Source organism: Alkalihalobacillus sp. R86527, assembly GCF_042466185.1.
In the GTDB taxonomy this organism is placed as follows: Bacteria; Bacillota; Bacilli; order Bacillales; family Guptibacillaceae; genus Guptibacillus.
Window position 1 is genome coordinate 1589573 of the sequence record NZ_JAXHBW010000001.1, and the last position, 23014, is coordinate 1612586.

Here is a 23014-nt window from a genome sequence, read left to right on the forward strand (position 1 = left end):
TTGATATAATGACAAAAGGTGGAATGAGGAGTAGAATGGAATCAGGATAGCAAAGGATAGGTGGTTGGTTTGATGAACATTACGATGGAAAATGAAATATTCTCAATTACAGTGCCAACGCCATTTCAAGTTGGACCTGTAAATTGTTTTTTGATTAAAAGTGATGTGATTACACTTGTTGATACGGGTCCTCGTACATCTGAAGCTGAAGAGGCACTTATATCTCAATTGAAAGAACATGGGTTTACCCTTGAAGATGTTGATCAAGTGGTGTTGACGCATCATCATCCTGATCATATCGGCCTAGCAGGCTTAATGAGAAAGAAAGGAAAGAGGGTGCTGGGTCATTGGAAGAATGATCGGTGGCTTGAAATGAATGACACGTTTCTAAAACAGCATGAATCTTTTATGAGAGGAATCTATAAGGAAGCAGGAGTCCATGAAATGTATTTTCAACATGTTCATGATGTAGAGGGATATCTCTTGTATACGGATCGAGCAAAGTGTGATGTTCATCTGGCTGAGGGAGATGAAGTCCCCGGCTGCCCGGGATGGAGAGTAATGGAAACACCGGGGCATGCTCAGAGTCATATTTCTCTTCTTCATGAACGTTCTGGAACAATGATAGCGGGGGACCACCTTATTAAGAACATTTCTTCAAACCCTATTTTAGAGCCACCATATGACAATTGTACAGAGCGACCAAAGCCGCTCCTGCAACAGCGAGATTCTTATAAGAAAACAGTAAAGGTAAAGCCTGCGTTTGTATATACAGGGCATGGTGAGCCAATCGATGATGCTGAGCAGTTAATCAAAGACCGTTTACACCAACAGGAAGAACGATCTAAGAAGGTAGCTGCGTTTTTAAAACAAGAATCTTTAACCGCTTTTCAAGTTTGTCAGAAGCTGTTTCCAGGTATTTATAAGAAACAGATCGGTTTAACCCTTTCTGAGACGATCGGTCAACTGGACTATTTACACTCAGAGGGAATCATTACAAAAGTTAAAAGTGGAGAGAACGTTCTCTATAGACACAACTAATCGTTAGGAGAGATTTATGAAGAATATAAAAGAGAAAGTCATACTCATAACTGGTGCCTCAAGTGGAATCGGTCGTCAGTTAGCTCTTGATTTAGCCGAGAAGGGTGCAAGGCTTATCCTCGTTTCGCGGACAGAGGACAATTTACTTCTATTGAAGGAACAAATTGTATCGAGTGGAGGCTATCCTCCAGCCGTATGGCCAATGGATGTAGGAGATGGAACTAGGATTGATCATCTTCTACCTAGGTTATTGGAAGAGATGCCAGCAATCGATATCCTTATAAACAACGCAGGATTCGGTAAGTTCGATCATTTTGTAGATGCTGATATGAAAGAAATTGAAGCGATGTTCGACGTGAATGTGATTGGATTGATGCGTTTTTGCTCTCATGTGCTACCAAGCATGGTGAAAGCGAGAAGTGGCCTTATTATAAATGTTGCTTCACAAGCGGGCAAAATCGCGACACCGAAGTCTGCCGCATACTCAGCTACAAAGCATGCTGTACTCGGATTTTCAAATAGTCTTCGTCTTGAGATGAAACCTCATGGTATCAATGTCATGACTGTTAACCCCGGACCGATTAAGACGAATTTCTTCGAGGTAGCAGACAGTAGTGGAACCTATGCAAAAAATGTGGAAAAAATGATGCTCTCGCCTGAAAAGGTCTTGAGAGAAATTATCTCAGCTATTGAGAAGGGGAAACGAGAAGTTAACCTGCCTGCGTGGATGAATGCCGGCGCAAAGGTATATCACGCAGCACCTGGTCTAATTGAAAAAGTGGGTGGACGTTTCTTTAATCAAAAATAAATATTATTTTTGAAGAGCAACCGAGTAGGTGCTCTTTTTTTTGCTAGCTGAAAGAAAATGATCTGTATTTTTTCAAACAACCATCTTAATTGCACACGGAGCACCCTGCGAGTGCTCCGCCGCGTCTAGTCAGATGTATCCTTTTACCTCATCACACTTCCACCTGATATCTTCAATGATTCTCCAATAATGTTTTCAGATGCGTTTGAAAGAAGGTAGATGATACTGTTCGCTACTTCTTCTGGTTGAGTGATACGACCAGATGGCAGTCCTTTTTCGACCGCTTGCAATTCTTCTTTGTAACTTTTGTTCTCACGCTTTCCTTTGGCTTCAATGGCGTTTCTACCCATCTCTGTATCTACGAAGCCTGGACAAACGGCGTTAACACGAATTCCATGCTTGATTGCTTCATGTGCGAACGACTGAGTGAAGCCTATTATTGCGAATTTTGATGCGCTGTATGCTGTCCCTCCATACGTTCCGCGAAGCCCAGAAAGAGAAGAGAGGTTAACGATACCGCCTTTTTGATCTTTGTTACGCATATGGTTATATACGAGCTGAGTGAGTAGCACTGTCGCAGTGTAGTTAAGCTCCATCACCTTTCGTAAATCGTCCTCTGTTAAGCGATCAATAATATCTCCGCCTCCAATACCAGCTGAATTTATGAGACCGGTGATCGGACCATTTTCTTTAACTGCTTTCTGCACTAGGTTTGAGCGATCATCTTCATTTGTTAAGTCAGCTACAATAGTAGTGACCTCTGCACCCTCCACTAAGGTCTCACATTCTTTTTGAAGTTGTGCTAGCTTTTCTTCGTTACGCCCTGTAATCGATATTATTGCCCCTGCTTGCACAGCTACCTTTGCTGTTGCATACCCGATGCCACCGGTAGCGCCAGTTATGATGATATGCTGCTGTTTTAATGCATCTTCTTTGAATAGTTGCATAAGAAACCTCCTAGCATTTCCTAACGTCATCATTCATTCCCGCTTTCCTGGTGATGAAACATGAAAACAGGTAGCTTTAGAAAAAAGCTACCTGTACATCATACATCAAACTATTGAACGCCAACTGCCTCAAATGCTTTGTTAACCGATTGTACTTCCGGACTACTTGCACCATATAGGTCTGTAGCAGCTTGTACAGCAGAAGAGCGCATATGGCTGAAATCTGAAGAAGATGTTAGATATTGAGTCAACGTACGATAGTAGATAGCGCCGAGCTTGTCTTTTCCAATACCTGAAACTGTCACACCATAAAATGTTCCGCCTTCGCTTAACAGATAAGCAGCCTTGTTCATGATGCCGCTATTGATATGAACACCACCATTATCCTGTGTCCCGGTATAGCGTTCAGAATAATGAGCTGGATCTCCAAACTGAGTTGGGTCTGACATTGAGCGAAGAGCATCTCCAGATGTTCCTGGTGTATAAATATCTTCCCCAATTAGCCAATCTGGATTGTTGTTATCATGGTATTCAACCAGCGTTCCGAATACATCAGACATCGATTCATTTAGTGCACCAGATTCGTTCTGATAAATGAGGTCCGCTGTTGTGTTCGTTACCGCGTGTGTAAGTTCATGAGCAACAACATCTTCTCCTCCTGATAGTGCAACGAATGTAGAACCATCACCGTCTCCGTAAACCATTTGACTTCCATTCCAAAATGCATTGTTATAGTCTCGTCCGTAGTGTACTGTCGACTCTAATGGTGCTCCGTTGCCATCATAACTATCTCTGTTGAATACTTCTTTATAATAATCATAAGTAGCGCTCGCATAGTAATGTGCATCTACAGCTGCGCCATCGTAACTAGCATGAAATTCATTATCCGAGTCTGACCACAGCGACCCAGGCAACTTTTGGCGGTTTGATGCATCATAAGTGAAGACGCCGCCACCTCTTGTTGTATCTTTCAAATAGTAAGTAGAAGAGGAGAGGAGTGTATTAAATGATTTAGTGTCTCCAAGCACACCAGTACCCGTTCCGGTTGTAATCGTTCCAGTAACGTCAGAGCCACCACCACCACCTGGCTTACCTACTCCTTCTTTTTTCGCTTCGTGAAGCGCGTTAAAACTCGTTAGGATCTCCCCAGTTACTGCATCTACAACATAATTCCAGTTTCCTGGCTCAGGTGATAAGAAATTCAGTGTTACGTGATAGGCGTAGCTAGCAGAATTCCCTTGTGGATACACGACAAGAGTCGATTCTGGTTTTTGCTCATAGTCTGGGGTGAAACCAAGTGCCGCTTCTGCTTTCTTTATAGCATCCTGCTTTTTAAACTTAGTTTCCTTCTTTAGTTGTTCTTTCTTCGACCCAAGATCTGAAATCACTTTCCCTGATACAGCTGTTAATACGCCATCTTTATTAACATGAACTGTTTGAGTAGATCCGTAAACTGGTGTTCCTTTATGTAACTGTTGAAGACGAAATACAGTATATCCAAGTTGATCTTTCTCGGTTGATAAAATCTTAAATGATTGCTCTGCTGTAGCACCACTGAATTTGTAGTAGCTTTTGTTTTCGTTTAAGTAATCAAACAACACTTCGTTAGGATTTTTTGAAGATGCCTTTGTTAATTGTCCTGATACAAATGAGGGGGTCCCTTTATCATTATGTAAGTTTGTTGCAAGTGACCCCGACGGAGCTAACATACTTCCTACCAGACCTGCTGATAGTCCTAGTGCTAATAATTTTTTCTTCTTCATGTAAATCCTCCTTTTATCAGATGAGAAAAGATTAACACAATATGAAAAATATTCAAACAATTTAGATAATTATGGTGTTTATGACCTATCATAAGTTAAGGTGAAATAGGCTATCAGCACTAAAGAAAAGGAGCGTCTGGGTTTTAAGATCTAGTTGCTCTTTTTTTATTGAGAGCCACTTTTTCTTTTGAAAAATGTGGAAATGACTTCTCAACATAATTTCTAGCGAATTTTACGCGTTGGAAGAAAGTACTTATTGATATACGAACGTATATTCGGGTAAAATACGGGTATAGATATATAGAACTAGTGTTCTTATTCAGGACTTGAAAGGAGTGGTGGGGATGGATTATTCAACGTTTCAAAAGAAAACCATTTTGTGTGTCGATATGAAAAGCTTTTATGCGAGCTGCTCGGCAGTTGAGATGGGGTTAGATCCATTAACATGCTATCTTGCTGTAGTGGGTGATACAGAACGTCAAGGTAGTGTGGTTTTAGCGGCTTCACCCGCATTGAAAAGAGACTTTAATATACGAACAGGAAATAGGCTTTTTGAAATTCCGAATGATTCTCGGATTCATATCGTAAATGCAAGGATGTCCTCCTATTTAAAGCAATCGATGGAGATTACAAGGCTCTTTCATCGCTACGTTCCAAAAGAATGTATTCACACGTATAGCGTGGACGAATCTTTTCTGCAAATTGATGGAACGGAACGTCTCTGGGGAGGGCGTTTTGAGGCAGCTAATAAGATTAGGGCAGAGATCAGTGAAACATTTGGTCTACCTTGTGCGATTGGAATTGGGCCCAACATGTTGCTGGCAAAGCTCTGTCTTGATTTAGAGGCGAAGAAGTATGGAGTTGCTGAGTGGACGTATGCGGATATTCCTGAGAAGGTTTGGTCCATCTCTCCCCTTAGTAAAATGTGGGGAATTGGACCGCGCCTTGAGCGCACGCTAAATCGAATGGGCATTATGAATGTCGAGCAACTGGCAAAATACCCTTTGCATCTTCTTGAACAGAAATTCGGGGTGATGGGCAACCAGCTTTATCATCACGCCTGGGGAGTGGATCTTTCTGAAATTGGGGCTCCGATTATGCAAGGGCAAATCAGCTTTGGTAAAAGTCAGATTCTACTTAGAGATTATCATGAACAAAAAGAAGTCAAACACGTGATCTTAGAAATGAGTGAAGAGGTAGCGAGGCGCGCGAGAAGAGCTGGAAAAGCGGGGCGTACGATTAGTCTTGGGATTGGCTATAGTAAAGACGAAGGAGGTGGAGGCTTTCATAGGTCGAGAAGTATCGACAGTCCAACTTCGATCACACTTGAAATTTACGACGTCTGTTTGCAGCTCTTTCAGGAGTTTTATGGAGGGAAAACGGTGCGGAAAATATCAATTGCCCTTTCAAATATTTGTGAAGATGAAGAAGTGCAGCTTGACCTTTTCAATATGAAACGACCAAAGCAACGAGACCTTGGCTATGTCATGGATTCTATAAGAGAGAAGTATGGTTCTGATGCTTTGCTTCGAGCTGTTTCCTACACAAAGGCTGGTACAGCATTGCATCGAAGTAAACTTGTCGGAGGTCACAAAGCATAGGAAGGGGTTGAGCTTAGGTGATTCGTGATCGAGGAAATATCAAGTGGACATCAATGATGTTGCCAGAGCATGTTAAAGAGCTGAGAGAATGGAAGGAAGAAGACCGAAAAAGCCAAAAACCTGAGCTCGATGAACAGAAAATCGAGGAAATGAACGATATTATATGTGAAGCGATGGAGTTTCATCGGTCTCTTACTTTTCACTACTTCCAAAAAGGTATGACAAACGTAGTGAAAGGATATGTTCATTATATAGACCAGCTTAATATGGAATTACGAATTGTTGATATGAGTGAGAAGAGACAAACCATCTCTTTCGAAAATCTCGTGCATGTAGGAGAAGAGTAGCGGTGGCTGGTAACACTCTCCAAAATAGAAAACGTTTTTCCTTAGCGAAAAGGGGTAAAATACGTACAAACTATTATACGGAGTGAAGTGTGAGATGCTAGCTGCTCAGAACCTCAAACATTATAAAGAAAATATTAAAGGGATCGATATTCATTATGAGTATCATAAGAATGAAGTTACTTCCGATCGTCCTGTATTAACGTTATTGCATGGGTTTTTGTCCTCAACGTTCAGTTATCGAAAGCTTATCCCCTTGCTTTCAAAGTACTACACTGTTGTAGCCATTGATCTTCCGCCATTTGGAAGAAGTGAAAAATCCAGTCGTTTTGTTCATTCTTATCAAAACTTCGCAGAAGTAGTAATCGAACTACTTGAACGGTTAAGTGTTGAAGAAACGATTATGATCGGTCATTCGATGGGGGGGCAAGTGGCACTGAGAGCATCAGGCTTAAATGAGAACCTTATTAAGAAAAATATACTACTTTGTAGTTCAGGCTATCTTGAAAAGGCCAAACAGAGTCTCGTATATTCATCTTATTTGCCTTTTTTCTCAATGTATTTAAAACGATGGCTTTCGCGTAAAGGAGCGAAGGGAAATCTCATGAATTGTGTGTACGATCCTGATTTAATCGATGAAGAAATGGTAGACGGGTATGTTCAGCCTTTCTTTAATGAGGGTATTTTCCGCTCGCTTGTACGCATGATTCGAGATAGAGAAGGAGACCTTTCTCAAGAAGAGTTAAGAAACATCAAAACCCCGAGTTTATTGATATGGGGGGAACACGATAGAGTTGTACCGTTGCAAATTGGCAAACGATTAGCGGAGGATCTTCCGAATTCTGAGTTGATCGTGTATGAAAAGACAGGTCATTTACTTCCTGAAGAGCAACCGCATTCCATTTTAAGCGACATCCATACCTTTATTCAAAGGTAGCTCACTTGTAGCGAGTCGATAAATGACACGATTCGACTTTATTATTGACGAAGAAGAATAATGCGTGATAAACTTCATAACACTAATAATCGAATAGTTCTTATCAAGAGAAGCGGAGGGAACTGGCCCTGAGAAGCTTCAGCAACCTCTGACAATCAGAAAGGTGCTGCTTCCAGCAAGAGAAATCTTGAGAGATAAGAGTAGAGCCCTCTTCTCTTGAAGTGGGCTTTTTTGATTGCTACAAATTAACTAATAAGGAGTAAGTGTAATGGAAAAAGAAATAAAAGGGAATGGCTTCGCGCTGATCCCGCTTGGTATATTTATTTTGCTTTTTATTGGGACAGCAGTTGTAACGAAAGATTTTTATAGCATGCCAGTTGTGCTTGCCTCATTGATTGCTGCAGGAGTTGCGCTCTCAATGAATCGAAAAGAAAGCTTTATGAAGAAAGTAGAAGTTTTTTGTCGAGGAGCAGGAAACTCTAATATCATCTTAATGATCCTTGTCTTTCTATTAGCAGGAGCCTTTGCTGAAACAGCGAAAAAAATAGGGGCTGTAGATTCGATTGTAAATCTGGGTATCTCTCTATTACCTGCAAGTCTTCTCGTTGTTGGCTTGTTTTTGATCGGGTGTTTTATATCGATATCAATGGGGACCTCGATGGGGACAATTGTAGCGTTAGCGCCAATTGGAATCGGGATTGCAGAGCAAACGGGTATTTCGGTAGCTCTTACTTTATCTGCCGTTATCGGTGGTGCAATGTTTGGAGATAACCTTTCCATGATATCGGATACGACAATTGCAGCTGTCCGAACACAAAATACAAAGATGAAAGATAAATTTAAAGTGAACTTTTTCATCGTCCTGCCGGCTGCCATTATTACTGCTATCATTTATGGATTTTTAACAATGGGAGAAAAGGCATCACTAGACGGCGGGAAATCATTTGATTTAATCACCGTGTTACCTTACATTGGGGTATTAATAGCAGCCATTGTAGGAATCAATGTGCTTATTGTACTCGTTAGTGGAACGTTGTTTGCAGGGGCGGTAGGCTTATTTAACGGTACTTTTGGTCTGAACGGCCTAGTATCTACCGTTACTGATGGGATTAAAGGAATGGAAGACCTTGCTATGATTGCGCTGATTATTGGGGGAATGATTGAAGTAATCCGATACAATGGAGGCGTTCAGTACGTTCTTGATAAAATCCTTAATCGAGTGAAATCACGAAAAGGAGCAGAGTTCGGTATTGCTGGACTTGCAACGATTCTTGATTTATCAACGGCAAATAACACGATATCTATCATTATGGGGGGACCACTTGCAAAGAATATATCAGAGAAATATCATGTTGATGCTAGGAAGTCTGCAAGTATACTTGATATCTTTTCTGGAAGTGTTCAAGGAATGTTGCCATATGGAGCACAGTTGCTAGCAGCAGCCGGCTTAGCCTCGATTTCGCCATTAGCACTCATCCCTTATTCGATTTATCCAATCCTAACGGCAGTAGCGGGTATCATTGCGATTGGTATAAATTATCCTTCATTTCGAAAAGAGTCCACAGTAGAACATTAAAAGAAACCAGGCCGTCGTCTATGACAGGCCTGGTTTCTTTATTCTTCAATTTGCTTTTGAAGATGAACGATTTTTTGAGGGAGTATATATAGAAATTCAATCAATGAGTCCAATAAATCGATGATAAGGTTAGCGGTTTCTTCACTTGTGGAATTTTCCAGGCAAAGTAGATTGTGCAAATTGCTTCCTTTCCCCATCAATTGTCCGAGTCGTACAATTGGCTCTTCAAGATCAACTTGTTTTGCAAGGGCTTCTAGCTGCTTGGATAGCGGTTGAGTAAGTTCATTGTCAGCTAAAAAACTCCGTGTGATGCTTTCTAAGACGCGGTTCGCCATGACGGCAGTAGCAGTCCAGTCTTTCATATTATGTACATTAACAGCTGAGCGATAAACGCGCTCGAGATCATCTGGAAGCCTCGCAGTGCCCACCAAACGGCCTAGAGGCTCTCTAGTGAACGAAGTTTGGTGAACAAATAATTCTACTTCTTCACCTTGCTCGCTGGTGGAAGTTTTGATTAATACAAAGAGAATGGACTCCTTGCAGACTGAGCACCTCGAAAATGTGGAAAACACTGTTTGGTTGATTTGGTAATCAAATTTTAAGTGAAAAGAAGCGGTGTTCCCGCACTCAGGACATTCTGTGTTAGCGGATTTTGGTAATTTGGTTTGTCCGTATTTAACAACAGAATTAATTGTAGTTTGTTGTATTTTTCTCATCTAATACCCCCTGGATCGATTTTGAGCCTTGTTTTTAGCGCTTGCTGAAACGGGTTTTGAGAATAAGGTAAGCATAGTAGTAAGAATATTATAACATTTAATCCTATCAACTTACATTATTCGCCCCTTATGGAAATTTGAGGGGGTTTTAATGAAAGGGGTGCAAGGCTGTTCATAATTCGAGACTAAAGTCCTTATATAAAATGAGACCATCATCCTGTCCTTATGAATGAAATTGACAGCGTTCAATCACTACTTCTACACTAATAAGATATAAAAAGATAGGAGGGCAATAAAGAAATGCTAGTAAGCTTATGGAACAAGTTATGGTTAGAACATGGACGAGCAAAAGAACTCTTAACATTCGCTTCTTCAAATACAACTGGAATCCCTTCTACATCAAAAGAAAAAAACATTGAGGGTTACACGTCAGGCAAAAAGCCGGAGTTTGACAAGCGAAAGACCATCGGGTTATTACTTGGTCCAGCGCTATTTAGTTGTATTTTACTTTTTTTTCACCCCTCAGGTTTAACAGGGGAAGCACTCGCCATTCTCGCAAGCACAGCCTGGATTGCAACCTGGTGGATAACAGAGGCGATCCCAATTCCTGCTACTTCGCTTTTGCCGCTCATATTATTTCCGCTTACAGGAGGACTAGAAGGCGGGATGACAGCTTCGGCATATGGGGATAATACTATATTTTTATTTATGGGAGGATTTTTGATAGCGCTTTCTATGCAGAAATGGAATTTACATAAGAGGGTAGCGCTAATTATTATTTCTGCAATTGGTACGAGTACAGAGAAGATCGTACTTGGATTTATGGCAGCGACAGGATTTCTATCGATGTGGATTTCGAATACAGCCACATCCATGATGATGGTACCGATTGGAATGGCGGTGATCTATCAAGTTTCTGACCAGTTGAATCTAGGTGATGAACAAATCAAAACGTTTCCCTTTGGAAAAGCAGTGATGTTGGGCATTGCTTATAGTGCATCTATTGGAGGGTTAGCTACATTAATCGGAACGCCACCGAACACCTTTTTTGCAGCAATCGTAAATGAGTTGTATGGAATTGAGATATCGTTCGCTCGATGGATGCTGTTTGGCGTACCGATCGTGTTGGTCTTATTAGTCGGTTGTTGGTACTACCTTGTTAAGCTAGCGTTCCCTATGCAGCTGAAGGAGCTCCCAGGAGGGAAACAGGTTATTACGAAACAAAGAAAAGAGCTTGGGACAATGTCTTCAGAGGAAAAAATTGTGATGGCGGTGTTTACCTTAACCGCATTTGCTTGGATTAGCCGATCGTTTATTTTAAGCGATCTTAATCCAAACATTAACGACACTGTTATAGCGATGTCGGCTGCTATCCTACTATTTATCCTACCTTCGCCAACGAAGAAGGGTTCTTATTTGCTTGATTGGGAGACAGCTAAAGGCCTCCCTTGGGGTATTCTCCTATTATTTGGAGCAGGGTTAGCGATTGCAGCAGGGTTTCAGGAGTCAGGACTGGCCAAATGGATAGGAGAACAATTAACAGTTCTTGAAGGGGTACATCTATTTGTCATTTTACTAGCAGTCACTGCACTCGTTATTTTTCTTACAGAAATTACGTCGAATACAGCTACAGCAACCATGATGTTTCCGATTATGGCATCTTTGTCTGCTGCAATTTCAGTACATCCGTACGCTCTGATGATTGGTGCTGGTGTGGCAGCGAGCTGTGCATTTATGCTTCCGGTTGCAACACCTCCAAACGCGGTAGTATTTGGATCTGGCTATTTGAAAATCCCTGATATGGCAAAAGCGGGTTTTTGGCTTAACATCACATCTATCATTATCATTTCAATAGCCGTTTATTTCTACATGCCACTAGTATGGGGAATCAATCTTACGGAGTTTCCAAGTCAATTGAAATAGTCTTAGTAGAAATTTAAAACCCCGCTGCATTCATGGAATGCAGCGGGGTTAAAATTATTGACGAATGAATCCTTCCTCGTCAAGATATTGGATCGCTTCATTATAAGATGGGAAAGTTCCGTCAAGCATGTCACCTGCATAAACATTCCATAGCTCAAGCTCAGGCTCATATTCGAGGTGGAGCGTTTGGTTTTCTTCGTTCATCCAAACTTCTTCCTCGATATCTTCCCCAGGTAACACAGAGAGAGTGTGAATCGCCTCGCCAACGATTTTTCGTAGGTCATTACTTGAGAAGTCACGAATGTTGACCATTCCTCTATCATCTACGGGGTATTCTTCGAGTAGTTCTCCATATACAAAGCCGTTCCCATTAGGATGAAGATGGTACACAACGTTCTTCTTATCCATAACACTTTCTTCATAATGAAAGTTGACCCTTCCCATCGAAACATCTTTACGTGTTAATTCAGGGAACGTTGATTCTATAATGTGTAGCTTTTCTTCAAAAGTTAGCATAGTGCCTCCTGTTAATATCATTCATTTGTATTGTAAGTCTGAACAATTAATCATTTATTATACGTTAAGGATAGGAGTATATAGCCCCCTCTGTTCCTTGATCAAGTACTATAAAAGTGTATCAGAATGTTCATCAATAAGGAAGATGTGATTATAAGGCTTTTCAATGTAAAAAGATGAGGGAACGGTGGATCGATTAGAAATGGCCAAAAAAGATGCAAAAAGGTGAATTGATCCGTTTGTAAGAAGAGTTAAACTTTATGGGGGGCTATTATTTGAAAGATTCTCGATCGTAAAAAATAATTTATAAAAAAGAGGTTTAGTTTGATTGCAGTCGGGGTATCTTCATACTACCTTAAAAAATTCCCCCTTTTATCCGCCCGGTATATCCGGGCGGTTTTTTTTTGACTATTAATCTAGATAGTTGCTTCTTTATCTACTTCTAACAGTAATCTTTCATTCGATCACTTGCGTTCAATAGAATAATTTTGGAAAATTATAAAATAATTAGCATTTTACTTGCTAGTTTCCATATAAACGATTAAAATTAAATAAAGAACGTATTCGTTCGTTAAAAAGAAGGGGTGATAAGGTTGAAGAGCACAGGTGTCGTTAGAAAAATTGATGAACTGGGCCGTATCGTCATTCCAAAAGAACTGCGACGTACACTCGATATCCAGGTGAAAGACCCTATGGAAATATTCACTAGTGAAGATCGTATTGTATTAAAGAAGTATCAACCAGAAATGGCTTGTATGATAACGGGTGAAGTATTAAATGAAAATAAGTATTTTGGTAATGGAACTATCATACTTAGTCCTGAGGGGATGGCAATCCTACGGGAGGAAATAGAAAAGAATCTAGAAGTAAAAACGTGAATTGAGATAAAGTATCTAATAGTGAAAGCATGCCAAGTGGCATGCTTTTTTCTCGTTAATGGATCAGTATCTTAGTTTCATTAGAATGTCTCTAATGTCTTCGTCCTCCATCATTATATTTCCGAACTTACGAGTGATTTCAGTAAGAGCGACATCATGGTAAAAGAATTCAGTAAAGAATGTCACAAGCGGTCGGGAGCTTGTATGGATCGCTTGCCACCCTGCTTCTTCAAAACCAGCAAAGAGAAGTTCTTTATTATCAATAATCAGGATGCGGCTTCTTTGTAAGGCTACATGCTGAACATCCGGAATCAATGTCGTAACATTATCGATTTTCGTTTCAAGTTCTCCAATTGAATGAAGTTCAACGGAGATTCCCTTCGATTGTTTCTCTTCAATAGTTAAAAGGTGTTGTGAAAGGTCATCTGACCAACCAGAAAAAACGATCGAAGAGGTAGCATTTTGAACAAGATCTGAAACAAGAGAGTTGATAGATTGGTTATCTTTCAAGCCCCAGACGCGATCATCTAATGGTTTTCTCCTTGCCTCAAACGATTTTAACTGATCTAAATTGCGATTAAAATCACGACGTAATTTTTCGATGGCGGAGTTTAGAGGGAGTGGCCTGTATAATCTTTTTTTCTCTACTGTAGATTCCAACACCATTCCTTTTTCTCCCATTTTGTATAGGACTTCGTATACTTTGGAGCGAGGAACTCCGGATTGTTTCACAATCGCAGAAGCGTCTAGCGCTTCATCTGTTGTGATTAAAGCTTCATAGATCTGACTTTCGTATTGTGTAAATCCAAACTGCTGCAACATGGTTTTTGCTCTCCTTGTAAACATCGTTCTTTTCTTCATATTAGCATACCAGAACAATATCCTTAAATTCACTATTGCCTTTTCGCTTCCGGGGAGTTACCCTTTTAGTGGTAACCTAATAAGAAAAGGCGGAATAGAATGAATAAAAGAGTGTATTTATTAACGATTGTTTCCTTTGTTGTCGGAATGGTAGAGCTAATCATCGGAGGTATTCTTGACCTTGTTGCGGAAGATTTAAATACGAGTCTCGGAAAAACGGGCCTATTAATTAGCATATTTTCAATCGTATTCGCTCTAGCGGCACCGATTCTACTAACCTTAACAGCCAAAATAGAACGAAAAAAACTTACGATTTTCTCATTAGTCGTATTTTTTCTTGGAAATTTGTTAGCTTTTTTCAGTAGCACATTCACTGTCCTAATGATAGCGAGAATTATATCAGCAGCGAGTGGCTCCTTACTTGTCGTATTGTGTGTGACGATTGCATCTAACATCGTAGAAAGTAAATATAGAGCCCGTGCGATAGGCGTTGTCTTCATGGGTATAAGTGCTTCTTTAGTACTTGGCGTTCCTATTGGTCTGATGCTAGGAAATGCATATGGCTGGAAAGCTCCTTTTGTTTTGATCATGATATTAACGTTATTATCGATTTTAGGCGTTCACTTTTTTATGGAAAGTATTCAACCCAAACCTGCTATTCCAATGAAAAAGCAATTATTGACGCTAAAGAATAGAAGAGTGTTCACAGCCCAGTTGACTTCTTTCTTATTTTTGACAGGCCACCTTACGCTTTATGGATATTTAACACCGTTCTTGAAGACGTCTCTAGGATTAACTGGAACGTGGGTAAGCATTGTATATTTAATTTTCGGAATCGCTGCTGTTGCAGGGGGAGGATTAGGTGGCGTCGCTTCAGACAGGTTTGGGACAAAACCTACAATACTCACTGCTATCGTGATATTTGGGATTTCAATGTTTCTCATACCATGTACAACGTTTGCGTTTCCATTATTTCTAATAGTAATGGTGGTCTGGAGCATGCTTAGTTGGGGAATTACACCAGCGCAACAAAGCTATCTAATTGAGATTGCGCCGGAATCGTCTGATATCCAGCAAAGTTTGAACAACTCGGCACTTCATCTAGGTATTGCCCTTGGCTCATCAGTAGGAGCGCTTGTGATAGAAAAAAGTAACGTTGAGATGAATGCAACAGTGGGGGGAGTTTTCATTATTTTGGCTCTTGTAACTTCTCTTCTCTCAATGAAAGGAAAAGATTCGAGTGCTCCGTCACTTTCTGATCAACAAGCAGGTTAATTGATGCTGATTCAGTAGTATGGAATAATGACCATATTAAATTTGAAAGGAGCATCACAATGAACGTACTGGTTATCGGAGCTAATGGTCAAATAGGTCAAAAAGTTGTTAATCTCCTGCAAGAGAGTGAAGAACATACGGTGAAAGCGATGGTTAGGAAAGAAGAACAGGCTTCTGCACTTGCAAAGCAAGGGGTAGAATCAGTTGTTGCAAGCTTAGAAGATTCCGTTGATGAGCTTGCAAACGCGATAACTGGAAGCGATGCAGTCATTTTCACTGCTGGATCTGGTGGGAAAACTGGGTCTGATAAGACACTATTAGTAGATCTTGATGGAGCTGTTAAGACAGTTGAAGCTTCAGAAAAATTAGGGATAAATAGGTACGTTATGGTGAGTGCATTCCAAGCAAATAATCGCAAAAACTGGAACGACTCCCTTCTCCCTTACTATGCTGCAAAGCACTATGCAGATAAAGCATTAGAAGCAAGTTCCCTATCTTATACAATCGTAAGACCAGGTGGACTTTTGAATGAAGAAGGAACAGGAAAAGTAGCGATCGGTGAACAACTTGATCGAGGTTCTGTACCTCGTGAAGATGTAGCTCAAGTAGTCGTCGACTCGTTAACGACTCAAAATGTGAATAACCGTGCTTTTGACTTAACTTCAGGAGATACTCCTATAAAAGAGGCATTACAGCGTTTATAAGTCTATCACCGATTCTCTATGTAAAAGAGGATCGGTTTTCTTTTTGTACCCTTGATGTTTAATGCGAGAGAATTCAAGGTATTCTATTTATGAAAATGATGTTGAGTTTAGGAGTCTACATCTTTACAATATGTAATGAGTACATAAATTCTTTCACTAAAGGAGTCTAACAATGGAAAAGATATTGATTTTCGGACATAAAAATCCTGACACAGACACAATTACGTCTGCTCTCGTTTATGCAGATCTAAAAAGAAAGCTAGGACAGGACGTTGAACCGGTTCGTCTTGGAGCAGTTAATGCTGAAACCCAATATGCACTAGATAAATTTAATGTTGAAGCACCACGTATGGTTCAAACTGTCGCGAATGAAACAAAAAGTGTCATTCTAGTAGATCATAATGAACGCCAACAAAGTGTTGAGGATATTGATAAAGTTCGCGTGTTAGAAGTAATTGACCATCATAGAATCGCTAATTTTGAAACAGCTGATCCTGTCTACTACAGAGCAGAGCCTGTTGGTTGTACAGCTACGATTCTAAAGAAACTCTATAAAGAGAATAATGTACAGATTGATAAAGACATAGCTGGATTGATGCTTTCAGCAATTATTTCAGATTCTCTTCTCTTTAAATCCCCAACATGCACAGAGGAAGATGTTGCAGCAGCGCAAGAGTTGGCTGAAATTGCAGGAGTTCAGGCAGAAGCTTATGGACTTGAAATGCTAAAGGCTGGGGCAGACATGAGCAGCAAAAGCCCTTCTGAGTTAATCGGACTAGACGCAAAAGAATTTGGTATGGGTCAAGCGAAGGTTGAAGTAGCGCAGGTTAACGTAGTAGACCCTCTTGATGTTCTTTCGCGTCAGGATACGGTTGAAGAAGAAATCAATAAGACGATCGAAGAGAAAGATCTTGATTTGTTCTTGCTTGTTGTAACTGATATCCTGAATAACAATTCAATCGTATTAGCGTTAGGTAAGCGTGCTGAGAATGTTGAAAAAGCATTCGATGTGGAGCTGATCAATAGGCTAGCGGTTCTCGAAGGCGTTGTTTCAAGAAAGAAACAAATCGTTCCAGCTTTAACAGAAACGTTTCAATCATAAACTAACAGAAAAACCCGAACCGAACTCTTAACAGAAATCGCGTTCGGGTTTTTTGTGGCTAATATTGTAAATAGTGTACCATCTAACAGAGGCGAGTGATATTATAGGTTTGTGTTACGTTCCTTGATTGGTGGATATTCAATAAGTTGACCTTCATATACGAGTTCTAATTTATCACTTTTTCTGAAGTCTTCTGGGGTGATCAGAGCAGGTAGTTTATCCCATGAAGATATTCCAGAACGTTCTAGCACTTCAGCAACAAATTGAGAACAGAAGTAAGAGTTACTAAATTCTACTGGTTCATTAATCGAAACGCCTAATACACCGAGGATGTTATAGAGAAACTTTTGTTTGTTTTTAATAAAAATCTCTAAAACTCGTTTCATTTTTGTTACTTCTCTTTCAGTTACACGAAGTCCATAGATGACGCATGTTGTTTGAGGGTACTTGCTGTAAGTACCGTTCAACACATCTTCTTTCACAAAACCTCCATAAAGGGGGTTGTTGGGGTTTTTACGACCGAAGCTATACATATCTCTAAGCTCACTATCAAACGCTAGAGAAGCATGGTTATAGGGAGCTTTCGTGTATTTTTTTATCGATTTCGTAAATAGAGTGCCAGTATCAGATAATAGGATATAGACTGTTTGATCCATAACGTCCTCCCAAACTATCAAAAAATCATTCCAGTGTTCACAGAAAGGGTGGTTCTCCCTGCAAAGTACAATTTGGACATTATCAATTATACTAGTGATTCTTTCCATAGCACACTCGCTATTCCTATTTATAAAAAGAAAATATCCGAATAAAGATTATTCCGTGTTGTCAGTCAGGATTAAAACATGGTGGGGAATGTTTGGTGTATTTTGTTTAGCGTCCTTATTTAACCCAATCGTGTCTTCGTTGTCACTAATGGCTTTATGTTTTTTTGCATTAAAAGAGTATTTTTCCATGATGCGAACGAGAAAAGCAGATCGGAGAATTTTTTTATGGGCTTACATTGTAATCCCAATACAATTCTACTGGATCTTAATCGAGTGGTATGGCATGTTTATTGTGTTCATTCCAGTTTATGTATTTCTGCTTCTGCCATTACCTCGGATCATAGGGAAGGGCACGGTAGGGTTTTTAAGGTCGGTAAGCTCAACGCAGTGGGGGTTGATGCTAATGGTCTTCGGTTTGAGCCACCTAGCTTACTTCCAAGTTGCGAGTCCGGAATTCGGTGCGAATTTAGTGATCTTTCTCGTTTTACTTACTCAAGTGAATGATGTAGCTCAATATTTGATTTCTGTTTATGTAGGTAAAAGAAAAATCGTCCCATCATCTAACCCATTCATTACGATTGAGGGAGTAATAGGATCACTAGTCATCACATCAGCAACAGCTTACTTCACGTTTTCTTACTTAACTCCATTCGATTCTATGTTTGGCTTATTATCTGGGGTATTGATCAGTATTTCAGGTGGATTGGGTAGTTTGACTATTTCGGTATTAAAGAGGGATCTACTCATTGGAGATGGCGTGAAAAACTATGATCTTAAAGAAAGTTATCTTAGTCGAGTGGATAGTTTAGCCTACACCTCACCGGTTTATCTCCACGTCGTGAGATACTTTTTTGATTTTATGTAAGAGAACAAAGACAGCAAAGCTGCTGTCTTTGTTTCGTGAATCCTTATGGTATCACTTATGAAAAGGTCAGTTAAGAGATTGTTATTCTCCTAATAGTGAAAGACCGCCATCGACGATAATAGTTTGACCACGAATCATTTTTGCTGCTGGTGTCGTCAAGAAGAATGCAGTATCTGCCATATCTGTTGGTTCCACTAGTCGTCCTGCAGGATTACGCTTCTTAGCAGATTCGAGTAGTTCTTCCCGGTTTGGGAAGTGCTTAAGAGCGTCTGTATCAACAGCACCACCAGAAACAGCATTAACAACGATGCCCTTCGGTGAAAGTTCGACAGCTAAGTATCGTGTGATCGCTTCAACAGATGCTTTTGATACTCCTACAGCTACGTAGTTTGGAAGTGCTCGAATCGAGCCTAGGCTAGAGAGTGCAACGATGGAACCTCCGCCATTCTTCTCCATTATTTTGGCAGCTTCCTGTGCAGCAAATAAATATGCTTTCGCATTGATGTTTTGTGTCCAATCCCAGTGGCTCTCTTCAATTTCCATTAGAGGTCGTAAAACGCCAGATGCAGCGTTGTTAACGAAAACATCGAGTCGACCGAATTTGCTTTCTGCTTCTTGAAAAAGGGAAGTGATTTGCTCCACCTCACCTACGTTTGCTTTAACGATATGTACAGAGATACCATATTCTTGTTCAAGTTCATTTTTTGTTTCTTCAGCATCGCGCTTTTTACGCATGAAATTAAGGACAAGGTTATATCCTTCTGAAGCGAATTTTGTAGCGATTGCTTTTCCGATTCCTCTTGTACCGCCAGTAATTAATGCTACCTTTTGAGTCATTGATGTCACCTCTTCTTTTCTAATCACTATCAATCATACATGAACAAAAGGTGTGTGAAAAGTTACTTCACCATCCCTCCAACTCTAAAGGGGCTGAGGGATGCTTGGATATTAAGTTTTCAAGTAACCTTGTGATATACTAGAGGATAGGAATGAACGAAATGATAATACAAAACGTTTTATTCACGTTAGAAAGTGCGAGTCCTTAAGACAAAGGGCTTTTTTTAGTTGAAATCGAAATTTGTCAGAGAAAAACACATCCAAAAGGTAGAGGTGGACGTTAGCTATATGTAGACATTCTACCTCTTCCGGTGGAGATCACTTGTGAGAATAAAGGAGAATGGTATGAGAGAATTGAACGATGCTGCCCTTTATGAAAGGGTTCAAGCAAAGGACAAGGAAGCTCTTGAAATACTTTATGATCGATATGAAAAGTTACTGTATTCGTTTTCTTATCGGATTGTAAAAAACGGGGGGCTTTCAGAAGAAGTAATACAAGAAGTGTTCATTAAACTCTGGAAAGGTCGTGCGACATATAACGAAGAAAAAGGGAAGTTCTCTTCCTGGATCTTAACAATGACACGTCATACCGCAATCGATCTACTTCGAAAACATTCAAGAGAGCCAGATTTTGAATTAGATGAGAGAGACGCTCTTCATAGTGATGAAGCTTCTGTAGAAGACCAAGTTGAGTGGAGAGAAAGAGGCATCGTACTAAGAGCGGCAGTTTCCAAGTTGAAAGAGGAGCAAAAAAGGATCATAGAGATGTTTTATTTTAAAGGAATGACACACAAAAAGATTTCTCAAGAAATAGACCTCCCACTCGGTACTGTTAAGGGCCGGATCCGACTTGCACTTAAGCATCTAAAAACCAATCTGGCTGAGAAAGGAGGGGTCTCTGATGAAAAGTAATTGTGATCAGCTACTTGACTATTTCAATGGAACGTTAACGGAAGCAGAGAAGAAAATGTTCGAGACTCATCTTGAATCTTGCTCAGACTGTAGAGAGGAGTTACAAGAGTTAGAAGACTTAACAAGTGACCTTCCTTATCTCTCGACACCAGAAGAGCCGCCTTCAGGAATGAAAGAGCGCGTACTACAAAATGTATTTGAAGATGAATCTGAAATAGAATCTAAAGACCAGGTTGTGTCTCACGACAATAAATCCAACACGACTGATATGGATCGATTCAAAACAAAGCGATCTCCTAAATGGATCGCACCAGCACTAGCTGCAGCTCTATTTCTATCGCTTGCTGGAAATGCGTATACGTATATATCGAATGAAGGGGCTACCACTGAAACTGAAGAAGTATCTTCATTGCTGAAAGCCGTTCAACTAGCACCTTCCGAAGGTACAGCCTCCAATGGAGCAGCTGCTCTAGTTTCTGACAATGGTAAAATGAATCTTGTTGTTCAAGCAGATGATCTTGAAGGCGTGCAAGATGACCAGGTGTATCAGGTGTGGCTGCTAGAAGGCGAGAAGCCGTTTAGAGCGGGATCCTTTGTTCCAGGTGAGAATGGACAGGGCGCAGTTTCATACGAAATTAATTACGAAGGGGACCACGATTGGACTGCTGTAGCAATCACCCTTGAACCTAACGCAAAAAGCAAGACGCCTAAGGGTGAGGTCGTAATGAGTTCTGGATTGTAATCCAAGAGAGAGTGAAGCAGGGATTCAAAAAATTCCCTGCTTCTTTATTGTTTCATCATAAATATCAGAGTGGTTTCTAGTAGGTAAGAACGGGGTATATTGTACTAAACGCTCGTAGCGATTTGAATAATTGCTGAAAATTTATTATGATTAGTAACTATGTGGTTAGTATTTACTAGAAAACTTATATAGCTACATAATAAAAAGAGGAGTGGATGGAATGGATAAAGTAACAAAAGTATTTTGGATAGGCATCGCAATTGCGATCGTCTTCGTCGGATGGGGCGTGATGATGCCTGGAAATCTCGACCAGGTAATGACCACATCTAAAAGTTTCTTTTTAAATCAATTTGGATGGTTTTATCAGTTAGCAGCAACATTTTTCCTTATTTTTGCAATTTATTTAATATTTAGTAGATTCGGAAATATTAAGTTAGGTAAAGATACAGACAAACCTGAATATAACAGGCTAACTTGGTTCGCAATGTTATTTAGCGCAGGGATGGGAATTGGCCTTTTATTCTTTGGAGTTTCAGAACCAATGTCTCATTTCACTACCCCCCCATTAGGTGGAGAAGGTGGAACAGTTGACGCAGCACACCAATCCTTGAGATATACATATTTACACTGGGGTTTTCATGCGTGGGCAATCTACGCTACTATTGCTCTTGCTCTTGCTTACTATAAATTTAGAAAAGGGGCACCTGGTCTCATAAGCGCAACGTTGTATCCGTTGCTTGGAGACCGTGTGAAAGGACCAATTGGAATAACAGTGGATGTTATTGCAGTATTTGCGACAGTCTTCGGTGTTGCAGCATCCCTTGGTCTAGGTGCTCAGCAGATTAATGGTGGCTTAGCTTACCTCACGGATATTCCGAATAACTTCACTGTTCAGCTGATTATTATTGCGATTATCACTGTCCTTTTCACTGTATCAGCTGGTACAGGAATCAAGAAAGGAATCAAATATTTAAGTAATACGAATATGATTTTGGCAGTTCTATTACTTACACTCTTTATTTTCCTTGGACCAACTAAATTTATTTTGGATATATTTGTTACAACATTTGGTGAATATGTACAAAATATTTTTGGAATGGGAATGCGACTTGCTCCTATGAATGCAGAAAAAGAATCATGGGTTCAAGGTTGGACGATTTTCTACTGGGCTTGGTGGATTGCTTGGTCTCCTTTTGTTGGAACATTTATCGCACGAGTTTCTAAAGGTAGAACAATAAGAGAATTTATGATAGCTGTTACAGTCGTACCAACAGTCGTTTGTGCTTTCTGGTTCGGAGTGTTTGGCGGCTCTGCAATCTTCTTTGATTTCAGTCAAGGCACAGATATTGCAGGACAGGGACTTGAAACAGCATTATTTTACTTATATGAACAGGTTCCTCTTGGTGGTGTACTAACGGTTGTGACGCTATTGCTCATCTCGACTTTCTTCATTACATCAGCCGACTCTGCAACTTTCGTGTTAGGTATGCAAACGACGAATGGTAGCCTGAACCCACCGAACTTTGTTAAGTTTAGTTGGGGCTTTGTATTAGCGGCATCAGCTGTTGTTCTAATGATCACGGGTGGTCTACAAAGTATGCAAACGGCCATCATCGTAAGTGCCTTTCCACTAACAATTATACTTCTGTTCACATGTTGGGGAATGATAAAGTCCTTTAGTGAAGAAGTACCTAGGAAACAACGAGGTGTAGAGCGTAAAACGAAATCACCGAAAGATCCGAAAACTGTTTAATTGTTATGTAGCCTTTGAAGATCATACTCTTCAAAGGCTTTTTATTGCAAAAGACGAAAAACAACAATTCGATTTTATAGAAGGGGAGCGTATAGAAATGTGGAACAATCAAGAAAACTTAGCTAAAATAGTACTATGGAAAAAATATT

Annotated in this window: 22 protein-coding genes and 1 riboswitch; of the genes, 15 read left to right on the forward strand and 7 right to left on the reverse strand. The window is 40.2% G+C overall.

Annotation, left to right across the window (positions count from 1 at the left end):
• Window positions 1-72 precede the first annotated feature (72 nt).
• Window positions 73-1041, forward strand: a complete 969-nt coding sequence (locus SJY16_RS08110) for an MBL fold metallo-hydrolase (protein WP_377888633.1) — start codon at window positions 73-75, stop codon at window positions 1039-1041.
• A 16-nt stretch (window positions 1042-1057) separates the two neighbouring features.
• Window positions 1058-1849 (forward strand): SDR family NAD(P)-dependent oxidoreductase, encoded by a 792-nt coding sequence (locus SJY16_RS08115; RefSeq protein WP_377888635.1) that lies wholly within the window; start codon window positions 1058-1060, stop codon window positions 1847-1849.
• A 143-nt stretch (window positions 1850-1992) separates the two neighbouring features.
• Here SJY16_RS08115 and SJY16_RS08120 read toward each other — a convergent pair whose 3' ends face one another.
• Entirely contained in the window at window positions 1993-2796 is an 804-nt protein-coding gene (locus tag SJY16_RS08120; protein WP_377888636.1) for an SDR family NAD(P)-dependent oxidoreductase, read from the reverse strand.
• Window positions 2797-2906: 110 nt separating this feature from the next.
• Window positions 2907-4559: a M4 family metallopeptidase gene (locus SJY16_RS08125; protein ID WP_377888637.1), complete on the reverse strand. Its 1653-nt coding sequence runs from the start codon at window positions 4557-4559 to the stop codon at window positions 2907-2909.
• A gap of 344 nt (window positions 4560-4903) precedes the next feature.
• Here SJY16_RS08125 and SJY16_RS08130 point away from each other — a divergent pair, with 344 nt between their 5' ends.
• The 4 genes from SJY16_RS08130 to SJY16_RS08145 all read left to right on the forward strand — a co-directional run bounded on the left by SJY16_RS08130 (window position 4904) and on the right by SJY16_RS08145 (window position 9017).
• Complete coding sequence (locus SJY16_RS08130; protein ID WP_377888638.1) at window positions 4904-6160, forward strand: Y-family DNA polymerase; 1257 nt, start codon at window positions 4904-4906, stop codon at window positions 6158-6160.
• Between the two features lie 17 nt (window positions 6161-6177).
• Window positions 6178-6507 carry a YolD-like family protein gene (locus SJY16_RS08135; RefSeq protein WP_377888639.1) on the forward strand — a complete coding sequence of 110 codons (330 nt, stop codon included), beginning with the start codon at window positions 6178-6180 and terminating at the stop codon, window positions 6505-6507.
• A 94-nt stretch (window positions 6508-6601) separates the two neighbouring features.
• Window positions 6602-7441: an alpha/beta fold hydrolase gene (locus tag SJY16_RS08140; protein WP_377888640.1), complete on the forward strand. Its 840-nt coding sequence runs from the start codon at window positions 6602-6604 to the stop codon at window positions 7439-7441.
• Window positions 7442-7538: 97 nt separating this feature from the next.
• Window positions 7539-7642, forward strand: a riboswitch (SAM riboswitch).
• Between the two features lie 67 nt (window positions 7643-7709).
• The gene (locus SJY16_RS08145) at window positions 7710-9017 is read left to right on the forward strand and encodes a Na+/H+ antiporter NhaC family protein (protein ID WP_377888642.1); all 1308 of its coding nucleotides are present in this window, start codon (window positions 7710-7712) and stop codon (window positions 9015-9017) included.
• A gap of 38 nt (window positions 9018-9055) precedes the next feature.
• Here SJY16_RS08145 and SJY16_RS08150 read toward each other — a convergent pair whose 3' ends face one another.
• Window positions 9056-9733, reverse strand: a complete 678-nt coding sequence (locus SJY16_RS08150) for a hypothetical protein (protein WP_377888644.1) — start codon at window positions 9731-9733, stop codon at window positions 9056-9058.
• A 300-nt stretch (window positions 9734-10033) separates the two neighbouring features.
• Between SJY16_RS08150 and SJY16_RS08155 the strand changes: the two genes are divergently transcribed.
• Window positions 10034-11656, forward strand: coding sequence for an SLC13 family permease (locus SJY16_RS08155; protein ID WP_377888645.1), 1623 nt, complete (start codon window positions 10034-10036; stop codon window positions 11654-11656).
• A gap of 54 nt (window positions 11657-11710) precedes the next feature.
• On the opposite strand, the gene SJY16_RS08160 is transcribed toward SJY16_RS08155, so the two are convergent.
• On the reverse strand, window positions 11711-12172 hold the full coding sequence (locus SJY16_RS08160) for a hypothetical protein (RefSeq protein WP_377888647.1): 462 nt from the start codon (window positions 12170-12172) through the stop codon (window positions 11711-11713).
• Window positions 12173-12765: 593 nt separating this feature from the next.
• Between SJY16_RS08160 and SJY16_RS08165 the strand changes: the two genes are divergently transcribed.
• Complete coding sequence (locus SJY16_RS08165; RefSeq protein ID WP_377888649.1) at window positions 12766-13050, forward strand: AbrB/MazE/SpoVT family DNA-binding domain-containing protein; 285 nt, start codon at window positions 12766-12768, stop codon at window positions 13048-13050.
• 63 nt (window positions 13051-13113) lie between these two features.
• On the opposite strand, the gene SJY16_RS08170 is transcribed toward SJY16_RS08165, so the two are convergent.
• Window positions 13114-13872 carry a TrmB family transcriptional regulator gene (locus SJY16_RS08170; protein ID WP_377888650.1) on the reverse strand — a complete coding sequence of 253 codons (759 nt, stop codon included), beginning with the start codon at window positions 13870-13872 and terminating at the stop codon, window positions 13114-13116.
• A 138-nt stretch (window positions 13873-14010) separates the two neighbouring features.
• On the opposite strand from SJY16_RS08170, the gene SJY16_RS08175 reads away from it, so the two are divergent.
• From SJY16_RS08175 to SJY16_RS08185, 3 genes are all read left to right on the forward strand, one after another.
• Window positions 14011-15186 carry an MFS transporter gene (locus tag SJY16_RS08175; protein WP_377888652.1) on the forward strand — a complete coding sequence of 392 codons (1176 nt, stop codon included), beginning with the start codon at window positions 14011-14013 and terminating at the stop codon, window positions 15184-15186.
• 35 nt (window positions 15187-15221) lie between these two features.
• Window positions 15222-15890: an SDR family oxidoreductase gene (locus SJY16_RS08180; protein ID WP_377892125.1), complete on the forward strand. Its 669-nt coding sequence runs from the start codon at window positions 15222-15224 to the stop codon at window positions 15888-15890.
• Between the two features lie 172 nt (window positions 15891-16062).
• On the forward strand, window positions 16063-16992 hold the full coding sequence (locus SJY16_RS08185; RefSeq protein ID WP_377888653.1) for a manganese-dependent inorganic pyrophosphatase: 930 nt from the start codon (window positions 16063-16065) through the stop codon (window positions 16990-16992).
• Window positions 16993-17093: 101 nt separating this feature from the next.
• On the opposite strand, the gene SJY16_RS08190 is transcribed toward SJY16_RS08185, so the two are convergent.
• Complete coding sequence (locus SJY16_RS08190) at window positions 17094-17648, reverse strand: hypothetical protein (protein ID WP_377888655.1); 555 nt, start codon at window positions 17646-17648, stop codon at window positions 17094-17096.
• 58 nt (window positions 17649-17706) lie between these two features.
• Here SJY16_RS08190 and SJY16_RS08195 point away from each other — a divergent pair, with 58 nt between their 5' ends.
• The gene (locus SJY16_RS08195) at window positions 17707-18621 is read left to right on the forward strand and encodes a phosphatidate cytidylyltransferase (protein WP_377892128.1); all 915 of its coding nucleotides are present in this window, start codon (window positions 17707-17709) and stop codon (window positions 18619-18621) included.
• Between the two features lie 81 nt (window positions 18622-18702).
• Here the strand turns inward: SJY16_RS08195 and fabL are convergent, their stop codons facing one another.
• Window positions 18703-19458 carry an enoyl-[acyl-carrier-protein] reductase FabL gene (fabL, locus tag SJY16_RS08200; RefSeq protein ID WP_377888656.1) on the reverse strand — a complete coding sequence of 252 codons (756 nt, stop codon included), beginning with the start codon at window positions 19456-19458 and terminating at the stop codon, window positions 18703-18705.
• A 345-nt stretch (window positions 19459-19803) separates the two neighbouring features.
• Between fabL and SJY16_RS08205 the strand changes: the two genes are divergently transcribed.
• From SJY16_RS08205 to SJY16_RS08215, 3 genes are all read left to right on the forward strand, one after another.
• Entirely contained in the window at window positions 19804-20370 is a 567-nt protein-coding gene (locus tag SJY16_RS08205; protein ID WP_377888658.1) for an RNA polymerase sigma factor, read from the forward strand.
• Window positions 20360-21112 carry an anti-sigma factor gene (locus SJY16_RS08210; RefSeq protein ID WP_377888659.1) on the forward strand — a complete coding sequence of 251 codons (753 nt, stop codon included), beginning with the start codon at window positions 20360-20362 and terminating at the stop codon, window positions 21110-21112. The genes SJY16_RS08205 and SJY16_RS08210 overlap by 11 nt, the downstream gene beginning before the upstream one ends.
• 220 nt (window positions 21113-21332) lie before the next feature.
• Window positions 21333-22865: a glycine betaine uptake BCCT transporter gene (locus SJY16_RS08215; RefSeq protein WP_377888661.1), complete on the forward strand. Its 1533-nt coding sequence runs from the start codon at window positions 21333-21335 to the stop codon at window positions 22863-22865.
• The last annotated feature ends 149 nt before the right edge of the window (window positions 22866-23014 follow it).

Bases quoted from the DNA above. Each gene is read 5' to 3' on its own strand.
- SJY16_RS08110 (WP_377888633.1), top strand. From the start codon at position 73: ATGAACATTACGATGGAAAATGAAATATTCTCAATTACAGTGCCAACG.
- SJY16_RS08115 (WP_377888635.1), top strand. From the start codon at position 1,058: ATGAAGAATATAAAAGAGAAAGTCATACTCATAACTGGTGCCTCAAGT.
- SJY16_RS08120 (WP_377888636.1), bottom strand. From the start codon at position 2,796: ATGCAACTATTCAAAGAAGATGCATTAAAACAGCAGCATATCATCATA.
- SJY16_RS08125 (WP_377888637.1), bottom strand. From the start codon at position 4,559: ATGAAGAAGAAAAAATTATTAGCACTAGGACTATCAGCAGGTCTGGTA.
- SJY16_RS08130 (WP_377888638.1), top strand. From the start codon at position 4,904: ATGGATTATTCAACGTTTCAAAAGAAAACCATTTTGTGTGTCGATATG.
- SJY16_RS08140 (WP_377888640.1), top strand. From the start codon at position 6,602: ATGCTAGCTGCTCAGAACCTCAAACATTATAAAGAAAATATTAAAGGG.
- SJY16_RS08145 (WP_377888642.1), top strand. From the start codon at position 7,710: ATGGAAAAAGAAATAAAAGGGAATGGCTTCGCGCTGATCCCGCTTGGT.
- SJY16_RS08150 (WP_377888644.1), bottom strand. From the start codon at position 9,733: ATGAGAAAAATACAACAAACTACAATTAATTCTGTTGTTAAATACGGA.
- SJY16_RS08155 (WP_377888645.1), top strand. From the start codon at position 10,034: ATGCTAGTAAGCTTATGGAACAAGTTATGGTTAGAACATGGACGAGCA.
- SJY16_RS08160 (WP_377888647.1), bottom strand. From the start codon at position 12,172: ATGCTAACTTTTGAAGAAAAGCTACACATTATAGAATCAACGTTCCCT.
- SJY16_RS08170 (WP_377888650.1), bottom strand. From the start codon at position 13,872: ATGTTGCAGCAGTTTGGATTTACACAATACGAAAGTCAGATCTATGAA.
- SJY16_RS08175 (WP_377888652.1), top strand. From the start codon at position 14,011: ATGAATAAAAGAGTGTATTTATTAACGATTGTTTCCTTTGTTGTCGGA.
- SJY16_RS08185 (WP_377888653.1), top strand. From the start codon at position 16,063: ATGGAAAAGATATTGATTTTCGGACATAAAAATCCTGACACAGACACA.
- SJY16_RS08190 (WP_377888655.1), bottom strand. From the start codon at position 17,648: ATGGATCAAACAGTCTATATCCTATTATCTGATACTGGCACTCTATTT.
- fabL (WP_377888656.1), bottom strand. From the start codon at position 19,458: ATGACTCAAAAGGTAGCATTAATTACTGGCGGTACAAGAGGAATCGGA.
- SJY16_RS08205 (WP_377888658.1), top strand. From the start codon at position 19,804: ATGAGAGAATTGAACGATGCTGCCCTTTATGAAAGGGTTCAAGCAAAG.
- SJY16_RS08210 (WP_377888659.1), top strand. From the start codon at position 20,360: ATGAAAAGTAATTGTGATCAGCTACTTGACTATTTCAATGGAACGTTA.
- SJY16_RS08215 (WP_377888661.1), top strand. From the start codon at position 21,333: ATGGATAAAGTAACAAAAGTATTTTGGATAGGCATCGCAATTGCGATC.